The organism is Brevibacillus choshinensis, assembly GCF_001420695.1.
GTDB lineage: Bacteria > Bacillota > Bacilli > Brevibacillales > Brevibacillaceae > Brevibacillus > Brevibacillus choshinensis.
Genome location: NZ_LJJB01000007.1, coordinates 1812660 through 1834182 on the forward strand (window position 1 = coordinate 1812660; position 21523 = coordinate 1834182).

Genomic DNA, 21523 nt, shown 5'->3' on the forward strand with positions numbered 1-21523 from the left:
GAGGTTGGCAGAATGACTACCGAACACGCCCATAGAGAACGATCTTGTAAAGAGAACCGTCCAGGAAAAAGCTTGTTTGCGTACGCGGCCACAGGCGGCACGGCAGAGCTCTCCCCGTCTGCTCCCGTGATCTTTCGAGGGGATATTTACGACAGCATCGAGCAAGCAGTACAAATCGGTTTTGATTCGTTGGAATGGCACGTGCGCGCCGCAGAAGACATTGATGCGGAAATACTGAAGGAATATTGCGACAGACATCAATTCCGTATCGCTGCTCTCGCGACGGGAATGGCCTATACGATGGATCAGCTTTCCTTAATCGATGAAGAGCAGCAGCGCAGACAAAACGCGATCAAAAGACTGATCGAGATCATCGACGTGGCGAGTCATTTGAGGTGCGTTGTCATCATCGGGTACATGCGCGGCAATATTCCTGACGTGCACCAGTACGAAAGTTGCGAGAGTCTGCTTCTGGATAGTTTGCAACAGCTGGCTTGTCATGCCGAAAGCAGAAACGTCTTGCTGGTGCTGGAAGCTATCAATAAAGAGGAAGTCAATTATTTGAACGGGGTAAAGGAAACAACTGACTTCGTGAAACGGCTAGATCATCCTTTTGTGAAGGTCCACCTCGATACGTTTCATATGGATCAGGAAGAGACGGATATGGCCCAGAGCATCGCCTATTGCGGGAAACACATCGGATATGTGCATTACGTTGATCGTCACAGGCGGATTCCGGGGGAAGGATGCATCGACTTTTCACAGGTTACGCAAGCACTCATGCATGCAGGCTATCGAGGGACGATCTCGCTCGAATATCCTCCCTTCGGTGATGTCTATCAATCAGCTGAGAGAGGCTTAACCTTTGTGAAAACGATAGAGCGACAGTGCAGGATCGCTCAGGAGCTAGGGCAGAAGTGAGAGTAATAGAAAGAGTTGCGAAAAGGAGTGAATGAAACCAGTGGAGCGATTGTTGCTAGAATCAAGAGAAGCCGAGCTGCGACAGCTCGCAAAAGAAATACGCAGGAATGTAATCAAAACGGTCTATCACGCGCGTGCAGGCCATATCGGGGGACCTTTGTCGGCTACGGATGTATTGACTGCCCTGTACTTTGAAGTGATGAACATCCGGCCGCAAGACCCCACTTGGGAGGGGCGGGATCGCTTTGTACTGTCCAAGGGCCATTCCGCCATCGCTCTCTATTGCACGCTTGCCGAAAGAGGGTACTTTTCCAAGGACGAACTGCACACCTTCGATGAAATCAACTCACGGCTTCAGGCGCATCCTGATATGACCGTCCTTCCCGGCTTGGATATGTCTACGGGATCGCTTGGCCAAGGGATTTCGTCCGCAGTGGGGATCGCGCTGGGAGCCAAGCTGAAGCAAGCGCCGTTCCACACGTATTGCATGATCGGTGATGGGGAGTCGCAAGAAGGGCAAGTGTGGGAAGCGGCGGACATCGCTTCCAAATACGCACTGGATAACTTGACAATTTTCATGGATTACAACCAGCTTCAACAGTATGGGTGGGCTGGCAGCAACGGAAGAGTGAGACAAATTCCCGTTCTTCAACCAGAGGCGAGATGGCAAGCATTCGGCTTTCACGTCATCCAGATAGATGGCTATGATATGCAGCAGATTGTGCAGGCATGTCAGGACGCGAAGCAAACGAAAGGAAAGCCAACGATCATCATTGCCGAGACGAAAAAAGGCAAAGGCGTGAGCTTTATGGAAGGGGACTATCTGTGGCATTCGCGGGTTCCCACCGACCAGGAGCTAGCACTTGCCATGGCAGAATTAGAGGAAGGAGCGGTGTAACTATGGCAGAAGTGAAGTTGGCACAACAAATATCGATGCGTGATGTATTCGGGGAAAAGCTGCTCGCGCTGTCACGCCAGGATGAACGGATCGTGGCGCTGGACGGGGATCTGGCGAACTCGACAAAGCTGGACAAGATTGCGGAAAATAATCCCGAGCAGTTCTTGCAGATGGGGATCGCGGAGCAAAACATGCTGGGTGTTGCTGCCGGATTGGCCACAGTCGGTTTTCAGCCTTGGGTCTGTTCATTTGCTGCCTTTGTTGTGAAGCGGGCACTCGATCAGATCACCGTCTCCATCGCACAACCGAAGCTTAACGTCAAAATGGTTGGGGCGTACAGCGGGTTGCTCAACGGCTGCACGGGCAAGAGCCATCAGTCTTTGGAGGACATGGCTATCATGCGGAGCCTGGCCAACATGATTGTGCTAGCGCCTGCAGACGCCGTAGAGCTGGATCGCATGATGGCATTTGCCAATGAGTATGACGGGCCTGTCTATATCCGAGTGGCGCGCGATCCGCTCCCCGTCATTTTCGATTCTGCCAGCTATCGATTTGAACTCGGAAAAGGCATTCAGATGCGCAGAGGAACGGATGTTACGCTGATTGCAACCGGGACGCAAACCCATCGTGCCATCGAGGCGGCGGTTATGATGGAAAAGGAAGGAGTATCCGCTGGTGTCCTGCACATCCCGTCGATCAAGCCGATCGACGTTGCTGCGATAGTGACCGCAGCTGAAAAGACGAAGGCGATCGTGACCGTGGAAGAACATACGATTTATGGGGGGCTGGGTGGAGCAGTCGCGGAAGTGCTTGGTGAGCATGCTCCCGTCCCTCTGGAGCGCATCGGTGTTCGTGACAAGAACGGTGAGTCTGGTTCCAATGACGCTTTGCTCCAAAAATATGGGTTGACACCGTGGCATATTGTGGATGGGGTACGCCGGGTGTTAGGGAGGAAAAAGGGATAGTTCGTGCCTTTTAATAAGGGTGGTGCTACCGAAATGAAGAGGCTACATGTGAACAACCCTTCCATAAAAAAAGTTGGATCCATATAGATCCGGTGATATAATGTAGCCGTAGTTGATCATTGATGGTTGGTAATGACGAATTGCTCAATCATCCTGATCTCACTCATAGGTAAGTTGGGACGGATAACAAGTATCATTGGATGCTTAGGAATTAGCCCACCATAATACAATTTGCGCATGTTTATGCCCAGGTTGTTTTATGGTGGGCTTTTATTATTTTCTTGGAGGTTTTAGAGAAGATGAAAAAAATTAACTTTGAACTAAATGGAGTGAAGCATGAAGCGGAAGAAGGAGCCCGTATCCTTGATTATCTGCTACAACACGAAATCGAGCATCCTCACATCTGTTATTCACCTATTTTAGGGCCCATTCAAACTTGTGATACCTGTATGTGTGAGATTGACGGGAAAATTATGCGAGCGTGTTCGACTCTTATTGAGGAAGGCATGAACATCCTTACTTCCTCCGAACTGGCAAAAGGTGCGCAGAACGAAGCGATGGACCGGATCCTGGAAAACCACATGCTGTATTGTACCGTCTGCGACAACAACAACGGAAATTGTCGGGTCCACAATACGGCAGAGCTGCTCGAAATTGACCACCAAACACGCCCATTCCGAGAAAAAAACGAAGAAGTGGATATGTCGCATCCCTTTTATCGTTATGATCCTGATCAATGCATTCTCTGTGGACGTTGCACGGAGGTTTGTCAGGATTTACAGGTAAATGAAACGCTCACGATCGATTGGGAGCGAAAGATTCCAAGGGTTATCTGGGATGACAATAAATCGATTAATGAATCCTCTTGTGTGTCTTGTGGTCAGTGTGTGACAGTCTGTCCATGCAATGCGCTGATGGAGAAAAGCATGCTGGGCGAAGCTGGATTTATGTCCGGGATTAAAAAAGATCTGTTGAATCCGATGATCGATCTGATTAAAGAAGTTGAACCTGGTTACAGCGGTATTTTTGCGATTTCTGAAGTAGAAGCGGCCATGCGGGAAACGCGGACCAAGAAAACGAAAACCGTATGTACGTTCTGCGGGGTAGGCTGTTCATTTGAGGTTTGGACCAAAGGCCGCCAAATTCTGAAAGTGGAGCCAACGGAAGACTCTCCGGTCAACAGTGTCTCTACTTGTGTAAAAGGGAAGTTCGGTTGGGATTTTGTTAACAGTGATCAACGCTTGACTTCACCTTTGATTCGAAAGGAAGACGCATTTGTTCCGGCTACGTGGGAAGAGGCATTATCACTGATTGCCGAGCGAATGGGTTCCATCAAGCAAAAATACGGAGGCAACGAGCTTGGATTTGTAAGCTCATCCAAAACAACAAATGAAGATGCCTACCTCATGCAAAAACTGGCGCGCCAGGTATTTGAATCAAACAATATCGACAATTGCTCCAGGTATTGCCAATCACCTGCCACTGACGGATTGCTGGCAACGGTAGGACACGGTGGGGACTCCGGTACCATTCAAGATATCGCAAGTGCCGGACTGGTCATGATCGTCGGGGCGAACCCAACAGAAGGCCATCCCGTATTGGCAACCCGCGTTAAACGGGCAAAGAAATTAAACGGTCAAAAACTGATTGTATCTGATCTACGTAAGCACGAAATGGCGGAACGTTCCGATCTTTTCCTTCATCCAAAACAAGGGACAGATTTTGTCTGGCTGACGGCAGTCGCGAAGTACATCATCGATCAAGGCTGGCATGACGAAGCCTTTATCCAAAATCGGGTAAATGATTTTGACGATTATCGTAACATGCTTGAAAAATATACGCTGGATTACGCTGTGGAAGTAACCGGGCTGACAAAAGAACAGTTGATTCAAACAGCCAAAATGATCCGCGAGGCAGATGGCACTTGCATCCTGTGGGGAATGGGTGTGACCCAGAACATCGCTGGATCGCATACATCAGCCGCTATCTCCAACCTATTGCTCGTTACAGGAAACTACGGCCGACCGGGAGCAGGAGCCTACCCATTGCGTGGGCACAACAACGTACAAGGCGCTTGCGACATGGGGACGCTGCCTAACTGGCTTCCAGGGTATCAGCATATTACAGATGATGTGGCTAGAGCCAAATTTGAAAAGGCGTACGGCGTAACGATCTCTAACAAACCAGGCTTGACCAATATCGAGATGCTGGAAGCGGTGGAGAAAGGTGAACTGAAAGCGATGTACCTGATGGGGGAAGACATGGCTTGGGTAGATTCCAACGCTAACCACGTGCATGATACGCTCAGCAAGCTTGAATTTTTTGTCGTACAGGATGTATTCCTGACGAAAACGGCTCAATTTGCAGATGTCGTCTTGCCTGCGTCTCCATCCCTGGAAAAAGAGGGTACCTTTGCGAATACGGAGAGACGTATCCAACGGTTGTATCAAGTAATGGAACCACTGGGTGAATCAAGACCTGACTGGTCCATCATTCAGATGATCGCCCAACGCATGGGGGCAAACTGGAACTATCAACACCCTAGTGAGATCATGGACGAAATTGCTAGCTTGGCACCGCTTTATGGAGGAGTCTCATACGATCGTTTAGAGGGATGGAACAGCTTGCTTTGGCCCGTACAAAAAAATGGTGCCGACGAGCCACTTCTGTACAAAGAACAATTCAACTTCCCAGACGGAAAAGCAAGACTTTCGCTCGTTGAATATGTTCCGCCTATGGAGTATCCATCTGAATTTGATCTTACCTTAAATAATGGACGACTACTGGAGCATTTCCACGAAGGAAATATGACAAATAAATCAAAGGGCATCCAATACAAGCTGCCGGAGGTATTTGTAGAGGTTTCCCCTGAACTTGCAAACGAACGCGGTCTGAAAGACGGTTCATTAGTCCGTCTCGTCTCTCCATACGGAGCCATTAAGCTTCGCGTTCTCGTGACAGATCGAGTTAGCGGAAAAGAATTGTATGTACCTATGCACTCCGTTAGCCATGAAAATGCTATCAACCTTTTGACCGGCAGTGTTGGAGACGTTCGCACACAAACGCCTGCTTACAAACAAACGAAAGTGCGCATGGAGTTCCTCGAAGAAAAAGGAATGACTCCACTGCCCATGTACAATCCCCGTTATGCCAAACGAAACCCTCAGATGGGTGTCCAAGTAGAACGCAAATGGGCCAGAGACGATTATGAACCTATCGCAGAAATTAACGTTGTGGGAGGTAAAAAATAATGGCAAGACCGATTACGAAAGTGGTTGAACCGATTCTTACCGAAAAAGAAAGGCAAGATCAGACTGTAGAAATTGTCTTGCAAGCACTGGCAAATAATCCAGAGGGTATCCAGGCCACGATCAAGCTGCTCCAAGAACTCCATGAAAGTGGAATTCTTGGGGCACTCAACGCCGCTGCCTGTGCAAAGGAGGATATAGCCAAAATCGTAGTGGGACAAATGGTGCGTCCTCCTGTCACCAATATGATCAACAATGCGATGGCTGCCGCAGGTGGGTTAACAGAGCTAAATCCTGAAATGACAAAAAAGCTGATGGGCGGTGTTACAAAGGGACTACAAAGGGCTGATGAAGCTCTTCGCTCTGGAAAAAAGGTGGGTATTTTCGATTTGATGAAAGCTCTACGCGATCCTGACATCAATCGGGCGATGGGTTTTGGCATAAACCTGCTGAAAGGAGTAGGCGAAGGATTAAAGGATTGATGAAAGAGGTTGCAATCTTTATGAGGAGGAGGGCAGATGTTTGGATGGCAAAATGGAAAAACGAAGCATCGATCGTACACTTCTATCAACTGATGCTAAATATTTCACTCATCATTCTGGGGTTGGTCTTAAGTTTTTTTCTTGTGCGTGAATTGTATTTCATTGTAACCGCAGCACTATTTGGAAATACTAACGTGCATGATATTTTGGAGGAAGTCTTAGCCTTTTTCTTGTATTTCGTTTTTATATCCATGATTGTTAAGTATTTCAATGAGGATTACCATTTTCCACTACGTTACCTCATTTATATTGGCATTACCGGTACCTTACGTTTTATCATCGTCAATCGTGATAACGCTATGAATAATCTGATTCTATCGGCTGTGATTCTGATCCTAGTCATTAGTTACATCATGCTGGCTCCTCGGCAGAACAAAATGGGGGAACTAAAGGAGAACATCGAATGACGATAAACCTTGAACATCAATTCAGTATGCTGGTTCGTGAAATACGAAAAGAACACGTCGGAAACGGACCGAGAGAAATACTCACACGCTTTTGTGGCCCTTGGGTGATTTGTGAGATGAAGGGAAACCTGACAAATGTAGAAAAATTTATGATTCTTTCCGAAGAAGGCAGACGAATGGTTCACGATGCTCGCACGAAGCTAGTGAAGAAGATTTATAACGATCCTGCGGTAGTAGCAAAACTCGAGGATATCATCCAAGCGAAGATCTTGAGGATTTTTTCAGATATCAGTATTGAAGAGGATATTGCCATGACCGTATATGTTTTAGATAGACCGATTTCTTGATCAGTATGTGAGGGAAGGTGGGTAAAACTCGTGATTCAACCCGTGCATGTATTATCGCATGTCCTGCATTATGAAAATGGCTCTCTGATGGAAGTGGAAGATTCAATCGTAACTGAGTCACCGATTACGATCATGTTGAATCAGGATGAGTTTGCTACTTTAGTATGCAGTCCGGAATACATCGAAGAACTCGTCATTGGTTTTTTGGCGTCTGAAGGGGTGATCAGCGTGTATACTGACATAACAGATCTCTTCATCGACGAAACGACTGGGCACGCCTATGTCCAGGCGAAAAAGGCAAACAAATACAACCAGATGTTTCACTCCAAAAGATATGTTACTTCTTGCTGTGGGAAAAGTCGGCAAAGTTTTTACTTTTATAATGATGCGCGAACAGTGAAGAAGGTTGAAGCCAAAGGAGTTTCGATCTCGAGCTCCGACTGTTTTCGATTCATGCAAGAGATGCAACAATCTGCAGAACTCTTTCAATATACGGGTGGCGTTCATAATGCTGCCTTGTGCGATACAAACGGGATCATCCTCTCAAGAATGGATATAGGGCGACATAATGCCCTCGATAAACTATACGGTTATTGCTTGCAGCATTCGTTACCTGTTGAAGATAAAATCATGGTCTTTAGTGGCCGGATCTCTTCCGAGGTATTGTTGAAGGTAGCCAAGATTGGATGCAGCATCGTTTTATCTAAGTCAGCTCCTACTGAATTGGCTCTTCGGTTGGCAAATGAACTTGGTATTACCACGGTTGGGTTTATTCGAAATCAATCGTTTAATGTGTACACATGGCCCGAACGAATTGCAGAGGTAGAAAGGGGGGAGTCCAGTGGTTCCAAGTGAATTAGTGGACTCATTTGGTCGTGTCCATGACTATCTACGTATTTCGGTAACGGATCGCTGCAACTTGCGGTGTGTTTATTGCATGCCGGCTGATGGGATGGAATTTGAACCGGATGAAAATATCCTGTCTTTTAACGAAATTACCGAGGTTGTGAGGGTTTTGGCCGAAATGGGAGTCAAAAAAGTAAGGCTGACGGGTGGAGAACCATTGGTCCGCAAAGGAATTGAAAATTTGGTATCCGCGATATCAGGAATTCCAGGGATCGAGGATATTGCTTTGACTACCAATGGCATTTTCTTGGCAAAAAAAGCCGAAAAATTAAAAGCAGCAGGCTTGAAGCGCGTCAATATTAGTCTGGATACATTGAAAGCGGATCGTTTTTCGTTCATTACCCGTGGTGGTGATGTTCACAGAGTTCTGGAAAGCATAGCCGCGTGCCAACAAGTAGGGATTCAGCCAATTAAGTTGAATGTTGTACTCATGAAGGGGATCAACGATGACGAAATTGAAGATTTTCTTCGTCTGACGATAGATAGCCATTTACAAGTTCGATTTATTGAGTACATGCCCATCGGCCACAACGACATGAGATGGAAACAATCCTATCTGCCATTGTCCACCGTATTGGAACGCTGTAATCAATTGGGCTGGAAAGTGGATGAGAGTCATGTTGTGCGTGGAAACGGGCCCGCACAGACTTTTCGCATTGAAGGCGCGAAGGGGAGTTTTGGGCTTATTCATCCCGTGAGCGATCATTTCTGCGAAACTTGTAACCGGCTTCGTTTGACAGCTGATGGAAACATAAAGCCATGCTTATATTGGGCGGATGAGTTTAACGTTCGTAAGTGCATTGGAAATGATGAAGCGGTACGCGAGCTCTTTTTCAGAGCATTGAGTATCAAACCAAAGAATCACGAAATGGCAAAGGCTTTAGTCGATGAGAGTCAGTCGCATGTACCAACGGTTAGACGCATGTCTCAAATTGGAGGGTAGTGTAGACGGCATGGACAAAGTAGAAAGCTTGAATCGATTTCGCCGAGATACGGTTCAAGTCGTTGAAGCACAACGCAGAATTGAACAATATGTAAGCCAATTGGGCGTGGAAGAAGTCTCCTTGGAAAATGCCTTTGGCCGTACATTGGCAGAGGATATGATTGCTTCAGATCACATGCCTCATTTCCGCCGCTCCGGGATGGACGGGTTTGCCATTATGTCCAGTTCTACACGCGGAGCATCACCTGAATCTCCTGTCCATTTGAAGTGATCGAGAATATTCCGTGTGGCGCTGTCCCTACAAAAGAATTATCGCAAAGAACGGCTTCCCGAATCATGACTGGAGCCATGGTACCTCAAAAAGCAGACGCAGTCATCATGCTTGAAATGACAGATGACTTTGAAGAACAGGGCATAACTTACATTACGATAAAAAAAGAGATCCATCCCGGGCAGAATCTGACCCCGATTGGCCAAATTACAAAGGGCGATTGTGTCCTGCAAAAAGGAGTAGAAATCCGCGCTGGTGAGATCGCTTTGTTGGCTACATTCGGTCTTTCCTATGTCAAAGTATATAAGCGCCCAACAATCGCTATATTTGCAACAGGTTCCGAGCTTTTACCTCTAGAAGCGCCACTTTGCTCAGGGAAAATTCGAAACAGTAACTCTTACATGCTGGCAGCACTTATTCAGGAAGCAGGAGGGATTCCGTTACTTATGGGATCCATTCCAGACGAAGCGGACAAAGCGCAAGCCCTTATTCTGGAGGCATTTTCCGCAGCCGATTTTGTGATCACATCAGGCGGAGTATCGGTAGGCGACTACGACATTCTAGTAGATATTTTCCAAAATTGGGAAGGGAAGATGCTGTTTAACAAAGTAGCTATGCGACCAGGAAGTCCTACAACCGCAGGGGTTTGGAATGATCAATTTTTGTTTGCGTTGTCAGGCAATCCGGGAGCATGCTTTGTCGGTTTTGAGCTCTTCGTTCGTCCCGTTATTTTGGGTATGCAGGGTATTCAAAATAGATACATGCGGGACTTTACTGCTTTTTTAGGGGAAGATTTTAAAAAGGTAAATGCGTTTCCACGGTATGTTCGCGGAAAGTCGTATATAAGCGATGGCAAGGTATTCGTAAAGCCTGCCGGGATTGATCAATCAAGCGTTACTGTATCCATTAAAGATTCCGATTGCTTGATCAAGATTCCTCCTGGAAGTAAGGGAATGCTCCAAGGTGAACTTGTCTCCGTTTTATTGATTTAATAAAACGGCAAGATGACATGGCCGGGTAAACGGCACCCACTATGGTTCCACAATTGAATCAGGACAGCAAAAAGGCGGGGGCAATCTACCCCGCCTTTTTCTTTGATAATTAAGCGATTGGCTGACAAAAAGCATGGCTTTTGGACAAAGTGATTGGCTACTGCGAGCTTTTCATTTACGACTAGGCACGATCGTACAGCGTGACGGCATCACCAATATCTTTCAGGTTCTCCACCCTATTCATTTCCTTAGCGGGTGGATAGATGGCGATATTGTCCAGGGTGGCTTTGTTAATCAGCTTGCGTACCTCTCTGTTCGGATTGATATACGGGAATGATTTGGCAATTTCTGCGCAGATTTCCGGCTCTAGCAGAAAATTGACGAACAGCTTCGATCGTATTACCCTGACGAAAACGATGAAAAAACCGAATTTGAATAATCCAGAACGGCTTCGATATAATTTCCAAACTGGATGCATGCCTGAGGGATTCCAGAGAATCGACATCTGATCTGAGATACTCGTACCTTGTAACAAATAAGACTACCTTTTTGGTAGTCTTATTATGTCTTGCGGTCTGAAGAAAATGGCTATACCACTTTAATTCTATGTCCTTCTCTTTCGGAATCTTGATTCTCATGTTGTATGTTTGTATTGATAACTCCGTATGGCAGCGATTGGGGCGAAGTGGATATTGTATTGCTTAGAAAGCAGATCACAGTTCAAGTATTTTCTTTACGTTGTACGTTTAGTCGGAAGATCTTTGTCAAAACATTCTTTCATCAGAAGATGGAGGCTCTCTTACAAGGACATGTTGATGACTTTGAGTTTTTTGGAGCCGTTCCCCAAACCATCACTTATGACAATCTAAAGACAGCAGTTAAAAAAATTCTCGAAGGGAAGAACCGAGAAGAACAAGAATGTTTTACTCAGTTGCGTGCTCACTACTTTTTTGAAAGTCTTTCTGCGAGCCAGCAAAGGTAATCAGGGAGCGTAAGGTAAATACGTAATATCAGTATTCGATCTTCATTGCGAAAGATCGGGACGCCCGGAAAATAGGCGAACGAACTATTTACTAGATCATAATCTTCACCGACCCTGCATACGCTAGGATCAGAAAAAAGTCCAAAAATGCTGGGTGATATATCTCATCGTGTTCTACGTTCCCTTTGTTATTAACATCTCATAACCCCCGCCCCGTAACGAAGCTCTTTTCCACTTAGGAGGGCATAAAGTGGTAGAGCACGATAGTCGTTACGGTGCTACGCCGAAAGACCTTCAGGATGCGGAATATTGACCGCCCATCGATATGATACCAACCCGTAATGTCCTTAATCCTTACAAAATAGCGTTAAAAATAAAAGGAAACTTCAAATAATTGTTGATTTCTGTTGTGAATTGCTTTATAAATTGATTAGAAGAATTATTATTTAATACTTAATATAAATTATAGGAGAGGTGCAAATGGACTCTATGGCTACAGCTAACACTGGAAAGTGCCCGTTTTCGCACGGCAGCGCTACTAGTCACAACCCTAGTGCTACATTGAATAAACACTGGTGGCCCAACCAATTGAACTTGAATATTCTGCATCAGCATGACAGAAAATCGAACCCTATGGGCGAAGATTTTGACTATGCAGAAGAATTCAAAAAGCTAGACTACCAGGCTCTTAAGCAGGATCTTTACGATTTAATGACAAACAGCCAAGATTGGTGGCCTGCCGACTACGGACATTATGGACCATTCTTTATCCGTATGGCTTGGCACTCCGCTGGTACATATCGTACAGGCGACGGCCGTGGTGGTGCTGGAACAGGCACACAGCGTTTTGCTCCACTTAACAGCTGGCCAGACAACGGCAACCTTGATAAAGCTCGCAGACTGCTATGGCCGATTAAGCAAAAGTATGGCAACAAGATCTCTTGGGCCGACTTGCTCATTCTAGCAGGTAATGCTGCTATTGAATCCATGGGCGGTAAGACAATCGGTTTTGGAGGCGGACGCGCGGACGTTTGGCATCCAGAAGAAGATATTTACTGGGGTGCTGAAAAGGAATGGCTAGGGGATAATCGTTACACTGGCGATCGTGAGCTCGAGAATCCGCTAGCTGCTGTTCAGATGGGCCTTATCTATGTGAACCCAGAAGGTCCGAACGGGATTCCGGATCCGCTAGCAAGTGCTCGCGACATTCGCGAAACCTTCAAACGCATGGGAATGAACGATGAAGAAACCGTTGCACTTGTGGCAGGTGGCCATACGTTTGGTAAGGCACACGGCGCAGGAGATGCTGCTCTTGTTGGCCCAGAGCCAGAAGCTGCTCCTGTTGAAGCAATGGGCTTAGGGTGGCTGAGCACACACGGTTCCGGTCAAGGTCGCGACGCCATCACCAGCGGTATTGAAGGGGCGTGGACTGCGAATCCGACACAATGGGACAATGGTTTCTTTGAACTACTATTCGGATATGAATGGGAGCTTACCAAGAGCCCGGCAGGCGCACACCAGTGGGTTGCTGTAAATCCTGCCGAGGAGCATCTTGCACCAGATGCAGAAGATGCATCCGTTCGTGTTCCGACAATGATGACCACTGCGGATATGGCATTGCGTGTGGATCCAGCGTACGAAAAGATTTCTCGTCGTTACTATGAGAATCCAGAAGAGTTTGCAGATGCATTTGCTCGTGCATGGTTCAAACTTACACACCGTGACATGGGTCCTCGTTCAAGATATTTAGGCCCAGAAGCTCCAGCAGAAGATTTTATCTGGCAAGATCCTGTACCCGCTGTTGATTATGAATTAACCGATGCAGATGTAGCAGAGCTGAAAACACGGATCCTAGACTCGGGACTTACTGTCAGCGAGCTGGTAACAACGGCTTGGGCTTCCGCTAGCACCTTCCGTGGCTCGGATATGCGTGGCGGCGCCAATGGTGCTCGCATCCGTCTTGCTCCACAGAATGAGTGGGAAGTGAATGAGCCAAAACAACTTACAAAAGTGCTTACGATCCTGGGAGTCATTCAAGAGGATTTTGGTAAGAAAGTCAGCATGGCTGATTTGATTGTATTAGGCGGTAGTGCCGCAGTAGAAAAAGCTGCACGAGATGAAGGCTTTGATGTAACGGTTCCTTTTGCGCCAGGACGCGGCGATGCAACACAAGAGCAAACGGATGCAGAAAATTTTGCAGTTCTCGAGCCTATTGCGGATGGTTTCCGCAACTATCAGAAGAAGCAGTATAGCGTAAGTCCAGCAGAGCTCCTAGTCGACAAGGCACAGCTGCTGACCCTTACGGCACCAGAAATGACTGTACTTGTTGGCGGTATGCGTGTTCTAGGTACAAACTACGGTGGAACACAACACGGCGTATTCACCGATCGTGTAGGCATACTCACGAACGACTTCTTTGTAAACTTGCTAGACATGGGAGTACAGTGGAAGCCTGTAGACGGGGACGTATTTGAAGGACGTGATCACAAGACAGGTGAAGTCGTGCGTACAGCGACTACAGTTGACCTCGTGTTCGGTTCAAACTCTGTTCTGCGTGCCATTGCAGAAGTTTATGCTCAGGACGATAACAGAGAAAAGTTTGTGCGTGACTTTATTGCTGCCTGGGTCAAGGTAATGAATGCAGATCGTTTCGATCTTAAATAACGAGGAGAGGTTATGGAGGGTAACTCCTGAATGATTTCATTGAACTAACAGGTTCGATAGTTGAATAAAGGCAGTTGCAGTCTAAGACTTTATTTTTGAGTCCGTGGCTGCCGCTGCCTATTTATTTTCGATCAGCCTAAAACTAAGTAATCAAAACTTGATGAGTGGTGACCTCTAAAAGTTAGTACTACGTTAGGTTTCCCGGTCTACTACATTATTTTAAACTAACACTGTCGCTACTCTTCTACACAAGCAGGTGCGTCAAACGGATGGAATTTTCCTCCTGCCTGTTTCTCGCGCAGCCACGCGGTAGCCAAGCTGTTTTCTCTGAAAATGATTGTTTCGGATCAGAGCAAAAATGACGAGCAAGGTACCGTAAAATTCAAACATACTGATCTCGTAGCCCTGAAAAGACATCAGGATAAAGGTAGTGACCGGGACCAGGTTGATAAATAAAATGCCGTTTAACGGAGTCAGCGCTTTGATGCCAGCATTCCAGCTCAAGAGGGCGGCGAGTCCAGGCAAAAGGACCATGAAGGCCATTTCATATTTGATGGACACCACGCTTTCCCAGGTCGGGACGGGAATCCACTGAAAAAGGGACGCGATCGCAATCACCACGAAAGAAACCGCAGTTCCCAATAAACACGTCAACGTCGAATAACGCAGAGTTGACCAACTGCTAAAATGCCCTCCGCCGATGGAGTATATGACCCACCCTATCACACCGGCAAAAATCAGCAGCAACGGGAAAAGCTGTTCGCTCGCCGTGGTGAAGAAGGCCAAGTTCCCATTCGTAATCACAAGCAATGCGCCAGCCAAGGCGATGGCGATGCTGGTTAGCGTATAGGAGGGGGGGAGTTTTTTGGTGGTGACGGACAACAGGAGGATGGAGATCATCGGCATGAGAACTTCCATGATGGATGCGGCGATGATGCCTGCCTCGCCCATGAGATGCTGTCCCAGGAAGACCCCCATGTTGTAGACTGTAAATGCCATCGTTCCAAAGAACACCAAAGCCCTCCCGCGCCCCTCAAAGCGAAAGGCAGACAAGCCCTCCTTTACCCAAAGCAGGCCACACAGAATGACCGTAACGAAGAAATAGCGAAGAAACGAGAAGTAGAAAGGATCAACCTGCTGCAGAGCGATGTGGGCAACTGGAAACATCGCTCCCCACGACACGCTTGCGATCATGCATAAGATTGATCCTATGATGATTTGTTTGTTTTTCATGTAAAAGCTCTCCCTTTCAATTTAAAGCTGATTATTGATTCCTTCCAAATCATAAGGGATGGAAAAAAGATAGTATAATGATTGATAATAACTTTATGTATCACTTTTGGTGATGGATAAAGACAAGAGACCTCCCATGGGGGGGAAGCATGAGGAGAGGGAACAGGTGGAGCTGAACGATTTGAAGATTTTCCAAATGGTGGCCACACTAGGCAGTGTGAGCAAGGCAGCATCCGAGCTGAGCTACGTTCAATCCAACGTAACGGCCAGAATCAAGCTGCTGGAAAAAGAGCTGGGGACGCCGTTGTTTTATCGAAATAAGCGAGGAATGACACTGAATACAGAAGGGAGGAGACTGCTGGAATTCTCACGGGAAATCCTATTGAAAATGGATGACATGTATCGTTATTTCCATCAAACGTCCGTGCCTTCTGGGGTCCTTGCAATCGGGATGGTTGAAACGATCAATGCACTTCCCGCACTCTTATCCTCTTACTGCGGTCAGTATCCGCATGTGGATTTATCTCTTAAGGCAGGAGTAACAGAGCATTTGCTTCAGGAGGTTCTGGATGTGGATCTGGACGGAGCGTTCGTCACAGGCCCGATCAACCATCCGCTGATTGAACAGGTGCAGGTTTTCCACGAAGAGCTTGTGCTCGTCACCAAAAGCAGCTCCTTCACAGTCAATGACATGACGGGAAAAGCATTGCTCTTGTATAAAAAAGGCTGTGGGTATCGAGAGAGGCTGGAGAGCTGGATGAAGCTTGCGGGATTAATTCCGAGTAAGGTGATGGAGTTCGGAACGTTTGACACGATCATCGGCGGAGTCGCTGCAGGAATCGGAATCAGCATTTTGCCGAAATCATCGGTGAGCCGCCTGGCTGAAAGCGGGACGATTCATCTTCATCGGGTACCGGAACCTTATCAGGAAGTGACCACGGTTTTCATACGCAGACAGGATGCCGTGATCACGAGCACGATGCAGTCGTTCCTGGACGAGATCAGCCAGCAAAAGATCATTACATGCAAGCACTAATTTTCTGAAGGGAAAAGCCTGCCCCCTTCGCTAGCGGTTCGATAATTCAATAAACTAAGCCAGTCTAACACTTTATTATCGTGTTTTGACTGGCTTTTTGTACGGTAGGATTGAATAGTGTAATACTTATTTTTCTAAGGTAAGTGCTTTTCTTATGAAGATTTTGCGTAAAATCAACGACATCAGTCTAATACTTTATTTTCATTGAACAATATGCTGCTGTTCGAAGGATCGCGAAGGAAATGGGATACCAACGAGTCATCACTTATACACTAGAGGGCGAGTCCGGAGTCTCCTTAAAAGCATGAGGCTTCCACTTCATTCATGAATTGCTTCAGTTGTGCAGCAATTTGTCTAACTGTGCAGAGATAATAAAGTTTTAGACCGATTAAAGTATTAGACTGGATAACAAAGTATTAGATTGGCATTCAACTAACGGGCAGATTTACTCAACAACGGGCACGAAAGAACGGCTGATTAAACGGGCTCATGCAAGGTTATTCGTTCGTTTCCGATGTCACAAATCAGAGCCTTACGTTGTTATATGTGCAAAACGTAAAGGAGCTGAGGAAAGATGAACGACTTGACATGCATCATCATCGGAGGCGGCCATGCAGGGCTTCATTCGCTCAAAGCAATAAAGGAAACGACCCGGGGCATGGCGAACGGACGGCGGATTCGGTTTGTTCTGTTCGACAAGCAGCCCGGTCATGTGCGCAAAGTGTTGTTGTTCCGGCCGGCCACGAGCGGGGAAGAGATTATGATTCCCTGGACGCATTATTTATCAGAAGGAGTCGAATTCGTGCAAGGTACGGTTACGTCCGTGGACAGTGGGGAAAAACGGATTCGTTATACCGATGCGCATGGAAATGATGCCCGAATTCATTATGACCTTTTAGTCGTGGCAGTCGGCAGCATCGTTCGGCGACCGGATCCCGATCAGGGTGGCATCGCCTTGACCGACCCGCAAGCCGCAGCGGACATCCGGGAGCGCTGGAGCGCCAACCTGCGTAAGGCTGCAGGCGAGACGAATCCTGAAGAACGCAAACGCTTGTTGACGCTCGCGGTTGTGGGAGCGGGTATCAGCGGCATCGAGACTTCTGCCGAACTGGCGCTCGCGATGCGGGAGGAAGCGTCGGCGCTGGGGCTGAATCCATTCGAAACCTCCGTCTATTTGCTGAATGCGCAGGAGCGGCTGTTCCCCGGAGGGCCGGAGAAAGTAGGACGGATGTTGGAACTGACGCTCAGCGAATGTGGAGTGACAGTGCTTCACAATCGCAAGGCGATGCGGGAGGAAGCAGGAGTGGTGACGCTCAGCAATGGCGAAAGTCTGGCGGTTGGCCTAAGTATATGGACAATTGGTCTGATACCGAATCCGGCCCTTCGCAGCATGGGCTTGCCGCTTACTCCTGAAGGTCAAGTGTTGGTGGATGAATGCTATCGCGTCAAAGGGGCGCCGGGCGTATACAGCATTGGTGACTGTGCGAGAATCGTCGATCCGAGAACCGGCAAGGCGGATCAGATGAGGTGCGGAGAAGGTGTGATACAGGCGGATCGACTGGGAAAAATCGTGATGGCCGATCTGGAGGGCCGCCCCGCACCGGTTCATAAATCGGTACCGTTGGATTTCTTCTGCATAGGCCTGGGGGAAAATCGCGGATTGGTATGGGGGCGCAAATGGGGACTTAATATGATTATAACGGGAAAGCCTGCGTGGAAATTCAGGAATCTGGCATGGGATGGAGGCAGTATGCTACGATAAAAACAAAGTGACCAATATTGCAATATTTCTAACAGCCTGGAAAAGGAGAAACGGCGAATGGAAGAACTGTACAATCAATATAGAGCGCTGCTGTTCATGCTGGCTTATCAGCTGACAGGCTCTGCGGTAGACGCGGAAGATGCGGTGCAGGACGTGTTTTTTAAGTCGTTCGACGTACATCCTGAACGTTTGGAGAAACCGAAGGCGTATTTGTGCAAAATGGTAACCAATCACTGCCTCAATCTGCAGAAGTCGGCGCGAAAGAAGAGGGAAATGTATGTCGGTCCGTGGCTCCCCGAACCGATTCGGACGCCCGAGGCGGATACGCTCGAGACGACGGTCGTCCGCCGCGATCTGCTGTCTTACGCCATGCTCGTAGTGTTGGAGAGGCTGACGCCGACAGAGCGGGCGGTTTTCGTCCTGCGGGAGGCGCTGGGCTTCGATTATCCCGAAATAGCTGAACTGCTCGGCAAGCAAGAGGCGAATTGCCGCAAGCTGATGAGTCGGGCAAGAAGCAAGATGGAAATATCCGAGGAGGAGCCGGTCGCGGCCGAAGCGGTCGAATTGGAATGGGTCAGCCGGTTCCTCACATCCCTCGAGCAAGGGAACGTCGATCATGTGCTGTCTCTGTTGACCGAAGACGTCATGCTCGTCGCCGACGGAGGCGGAAAAGTAATCGCGTTCAAGCATCCGGTACAAACGCGCGACCACGTGGCCCGAGTCCTGCTCGACGGGTTCCATGGCAAAGGGCCCTATAATCATGGAAAACTTCACTTCGAGGCTGCCCCTCTGAACGGTGAGACCGGTATCGTAATCCGTTTTGGGGACAAAACCGTGGCTGCTATATTTTTACAACTCCGACGCGGAAAGCTTGCCAGAATGTATGCCGTACGAAACCCGGATAAGCTTGACCGGGTTTAGGTAGTCGAATGCAGATTTTTCAAAGCATTCCAAGTCCCCTTTCATTTTGATGAACATTACAACATTGGACTAACGGGTATCGATAGCGAAACCAACACAAGCAAAGGCTGCCGGTAGTATTACGGGCAGCCTTTGCATATCTCTAACGAAAATAATTTAAAAAGGAACGTATTTAACACAAGCTCAATTATGTTAAATAGGTGCTACTTACAAAAAAATGGGCAGCTTATAAAGCCGCCCATGAACATAGAAAAATTAATCGCAGGTGCAAGCAACAATAGTTAAAAGGACGAACAGAACCAAGGTTAAAGCAAAGTTATCTTCAAAAAAGGACATCTAGATCACCCCTTAATGAGATTGAGGAAAACCCTCAAACTTAACATATGTATTAAAGCGAACATTGTAAGGGTGTTAGCGTACAAAATAAAAATTTTGGGCTTTAAGCATAATCTTATCTGTAATTTACACATTGCTCAATACGAATAAAAAAACACCGAGTCCATTCAGGCTCGGTGTTCAAAGGAAAGATTATAAGGATTAGTGGTGGAAAAGTGAACCCAAGGCATTAAAAATAATTTGAAGATGAAAAATTGTTCCCCAAAATAACTGTTCAATAAAATTCATTTAAAAATCCTCCTCTTATACTGTTATCTATTTCGGTTTTTATTATAGAAAAGCGAAAAACCACTGTGCACTAACTAAAGTTGGGTTGATTTATCAAAATGTGTAGGGAGATAAATGCCCACGATCACACAATAAGGTTTAAAATTGTATGTAACAAATTGGGCAGGAAGTGATAAAAGGTGAATAACTTGATCCAACTATCAAGGGTATACCAACTTTCACTCGAATGTGGTGTTCTACGGAAAAAAGATATTATTAACTGGTGTGACAGGGTCATTGAATCAAGAGATACATTCCCTTATGAAATTATTGAGGTTTCTTTAATGGCATCATCCGAAACGGACACAAACTAGTACTTTCGATAATCCAATATAAGAACCAATGCTGTAATTTGACATTAGAAGAAGGCATCAGTTGTACTGAAAAATTGATTGTACAAACGAAACTATGGGATTATTATAATTTTAGATCGCTTTATTTATTGGGAGACGATTACGACCTGGCAAAAGACTGTGTCATGTATAGTATGCAAGAAATTACGGAGAAATTTTCTGAAGAAATGGCGGCGTTTAGACAGTTTTCGAGTGATCTTATAATGATACATCAGGAAGTTCTTGGTGTTGAGTGGACAATGAAAACCCTGATTTAACTTATTAGTTATTATGATAAATGCCTAAAAAACGATATCAACGGTTACGTGGTGCCAATTCTTCTGGGAGCTTGTTTTTCAAAGCAACAATGATTCGAACTCTCTCTTCGGGATGGTTGGCAAGAATGTAAAGGATCTCAACAGGTACCGATTTATTTTGAGCAACCCAAAAAGACATGTCTGGATAATTTTGAATGATTTCATTCCAAACATCCAGTGGGGCTTCATCCCAAAACTGCACGAAGATATTCCTCAGGATTTTCACTCGTTCTCAGTCTTATAAATTCTTCAGCAGATGTAATCACTTAATCAGTCCTGTACTAGATGATTTTGGGATTATCTTACAACAATGCCGTTGAAAAATCATTAGCTTAACAAAACATTACTTATGATAAATGCGGGAAGAGCATGAATAGAGGTATCCAGTTTCCAAAAATCCATGCTCTTTCCTGCAAACAGAGAGATGCAGCACAGTTATAGGTTCATTATTCTAGCAATCCCAGTTCTTCGTAAACTTTAATTGTGACGACACCGTTCTGAGGCATGTGACGGTCGCGTTGAAATTTTTTAAGAGCAGCAGTTGTATTTGAGCGATACTTGCCGTCACATAAACCTTTGAAGTATCCGGCGCTTTTCAAACGGGATTGAATCAGTTGAACATCTCCACCGACATCTCCTTCCGCCAAATCTCTCGGATTATGACTCGGATGCCCCAATACATGCCCATAAATCGTAACTTTGGATCCGAGTGGAACCATATCGAATAATTCAATGACGTCACTGTTGCGCATGCGGATACAACCGTGGCTTAGATGTTGTCCAATAGAATATGGTTTGTTCGTGCCATGAATGCCGTAAATTCCCCAAGGGACGTTTAATCCTAGCCACCGTGGGCCGAATTCTGGTCCCCAATTTTTACCTTTGTATATCACTTTGTATTCTCCAACAGGGGTAGGCGTAGATGGGTTCCCAACAGCAATCGGATAAACTTTTATGGGTTGACCTTGTTTCCGCACAATTAATTGGTGTTTGGAGGGGTGAACATCAATGGAAAAGACCCCTTGTTCAACAACAATTGGCAACGACGAATCCGCATAGGCAAGTTGGTATTTGAAGAGCGTGAGCAACATGAGAAAAATTGAGGCAACGATTCGAAGGATATAAGAATGCATACTTTGATTCAATATTAATCACTACTTTTTCCGATTATGA

19 protein-coding genes and 1 pseudogene are annotated in these 21523 nt (G+C 46.5%); 15 read left to right on the forward strand and 5 right to left on the reverse strand.

The annotated features are described in order from the left end of the window. Positions 1-12: 12 nt before the first annotated feature. The 10 genes and pseudogenes from AN963_RS08625 (at position 13) to AN963_RS08670 (ending at position 10440) form a co-directional block, all read left to right on the forward strand. Positions 13-921, forward strand: a complete 909-nt coding sequence (locus AN963_RS08625; RefSeq protein WP_055744082.1) for a sugar phosphate isomerase/epimerase family protein — start codon at positions 13-15, stop codon at positions 919-921. Between the two features lie 31 nt (positions 922-952). Next, complete coding sequence (locus tag AN963_RS08630; RefSeq protein ID WP_055744083.1) at positions 953-1819, forward strand: transketolase; 867 nt, start codon at positions 953-955, stop codon at positions 1817-1819. Positions 1820-1821: 2 nt separating this feature from the next. Then, entirely contained in the window at positions 1822-2784 is a 963-nt protein-coding gene (locus AN963_RS08635) for a transketolase family protein (protein ID WP_055744084.1), read from the forward strand. Positions 2785-3083: 299 nt separating this feature from the next. After that, on the forward strand, positions 3084-6035 hold the full coding sequence (fdhF, locus tag AN963_RS08640; protein WP_055744085.1) for a formate dehydrogenase subunit alpha: 2952 nt from the start codon (positions 3084-3086) through the stop codon (positions 6033-6035). Continuing rightward, the gene (locus tag AN963_RS08645) at positions 6035-6514 is read left to right on the forward strand and encodes a DUF1641 domain-containing protein (protein WP_055744086.1); all 480 of its coding nucleotides are present in this window, start codon (positions 6035-6037) and stop codon (positions 6512-6514) included. Before fdhF ends, AN963_RS08645 begins: the two co-directional genes overlap by 1 nt. 44 nt (positions 6515-6558) lie before the next feature. Next, a complete protein-coding gene (locus AN963_RS08650; protein WP_055744087.1) occupies positions 6559-6981 on the forward strand; it encodes a phosphate-starvation-inducible protein PsiE in 423 nt (140 codons plus the stop codon). Continuing rightward, positions 6978-7328 (forward strand): DUF2294 domain-containing protein, encoded by a 351-nt coding sequence (locus tag AN963_RS08655; RefSeq protein ID WP_055744088.1) that lies wholly within the window; start codon positions 6978-6980, stop codon positions 7326-7328. Before AN963_RS08650 ends, AN963_RS08655 begins: the two co-directional genes overlap by 4 nt. 33 nt (positions 7329-7361) lie before the next feature. Continuing rightward, entirely contained in the window at positions 7362-8183 is an 822-nt protein-coding gene (gene fdhD, locus AN963_RS08660; RefSeq protein ID WP_201783746.1) for a formate dehydrogenase accessory sulfurtransferase FdhD, read from the forward strand. Continuing rightward, complete coding sequence (gene moaA, locus AN963_RS08665; protein ID WP_055744090.1) at positions 8170-9177, forward strand: GTP 3',8-cyclase MoaA; 1008 nt, start codon at positions 8170-8172, stop codon at positions 9175-9177. Before fdhD ends, moaA begins: the two co-directional genes overlap by 14 nt. Continuing rightward, positions 9137-10440, forward strand: a pseudogene (locus AN963_RS08670) (molybdopterin molybdotransferase MoeA). The gene moaA and the pseudogene AN963_RS08670 overlap by 41 nt, the downstream one beginning before the upstream one ends. 181 nt (positions 10441-10621) lie before the next feature. Here AN963_RS08670 and AN963_RS30775 read toward each other — a convergent pair. Next, on the reverse strand, positions 10622-10918 hold the full coding sequence (locus tag AN963_RS30775) for a hypothetical protein (protein WP_201783718.1): 297 nt from the start codon (positions 10916-10918) through the stop codon (positions 10622-10624). Positions 10919-11137: 219 nt separating this feature from the next. On the opposite strand from AN963_RS30775, the gene AN963_RS08680 reads away from it, so the two are divergent. After that, the gene (locus AN963_RS08680) at positions 11138-11422 is read left to right on the forward strand and encodes an IS21 family transposase (protein WP_055744092.1); all 285 of its coding nucleotides are present in this window, start codon (positions 11138-11140) and stop codon (positions 11420-11422) included. Positions 11423-11902: 480 nt separating this feature from the next. After that, positions 11903-14086, forward strand: a complete 2184-nt coding sequence (gene katG, locus AN963_RS08685; RefSeq protein WP_055744093.1) for a catalase/peroxidase HPI — start codon at positions 11903-11905, stop codon at positions 14084-14086. Positions 14087-14347: 261 nt separating this feature from the next. On the opposite strand, the gene AN963_RS08690 is transcribed toward katG, so the two are convergent. Then, positions 14348-15319: a DMT family transporter gene (locus AN963_RS08690; protein WP_055744094.1), complete on the reverse strand. Its 972-nt coding sequence runs from the start codon at positions 15317-15319 to the stop codon at positions 14348-14350. 166 nt (positions 15320-15485) lie between these two features. Here AN963_RS08690 and AN963_RS08695 point away from each other — a divergent pair, with 166 nt between their 5' ends. The 3 genes from AN963_RS08695 (at position 15486) to sigJ (ending at position 19038) form a co-directional block, all read left to right on the forward strand. Continuing rightward, positions 15486-16355: a LysR family transcriptional regulator gene (locus AN963_RS08695; protein WP_055744510.1), complete on the forward strand. Its 870-nt coding sequence runs from the start codon at positions 15486-15488 to the stop codon at positions 16353-16355. A gap of 574 nt (positions 16356-16929) precedes the next feature. Next, positions 16930-18117, forward strand: a complete 1188-nt coding sequence (locus AN963_RS08700) for an NAD(P)/FAD-dependent oxidoreductase (RefSeq protein ID WP_055744095.1) — start codon at positions 16930-16932, stop codon at positions 18115-18117. A 57-nt stretch (positions 18118-18174) separates the two neighbouring features. Beyond that, positions 18175-19038, forward strand: coding sequence for an RNA polymerase sigma factor SigJ (sigJ, locus tag AN963_RS08705; protein ID WP_055744096.1), 864 nt, complete (start codon positions 18175-18177; stop codon positions 19036-19038). Between the two features lie 255 nt (positions 19039-19293). Here sigJ and yjcZ read toward each other — a convergent pair whose 3' ends face one another. From yjcZ to AN963_RS08720, 3 genes are all read right to left on the reverse strand, one after another. Then, complete coding sequence (gene yjcZ / locus AN963_RS30175; RefSeq protein ID WP_083496831.1) at positions 19294-19374, reverse strand: sporulation protein YjcZ; 81 nt, start codon at positions 19372-19374, stop codon at positions 19294-19296. A gap of 974 nt (positions 19375-20348) precedes the next feature. Further along, positions 20349-20552 (reverse strand): hypothetical protein, encoded by a 204-nt coding sequence (locus AN963_RS08715; RefSeq protein WP_055744098.1) that lies wholly within the window; start codon positions 20550-20552, stop codon positions 20349-20351. A gap of 244 nt (positions 20553-20796) precedes the next feature. Further along, positions 20797-21441, reverse strand: a complete 645-nt coding sequence (locus AN963_RS08720; RefSeq protein ID WP_236707937.1) for a L,D-transpeptidase family protein — start codon at positions 21439-21441, stop codon at positions 20797-20799. Between the last annotated feature and the right edge of the window lie 82 nt (positions 21442-21523).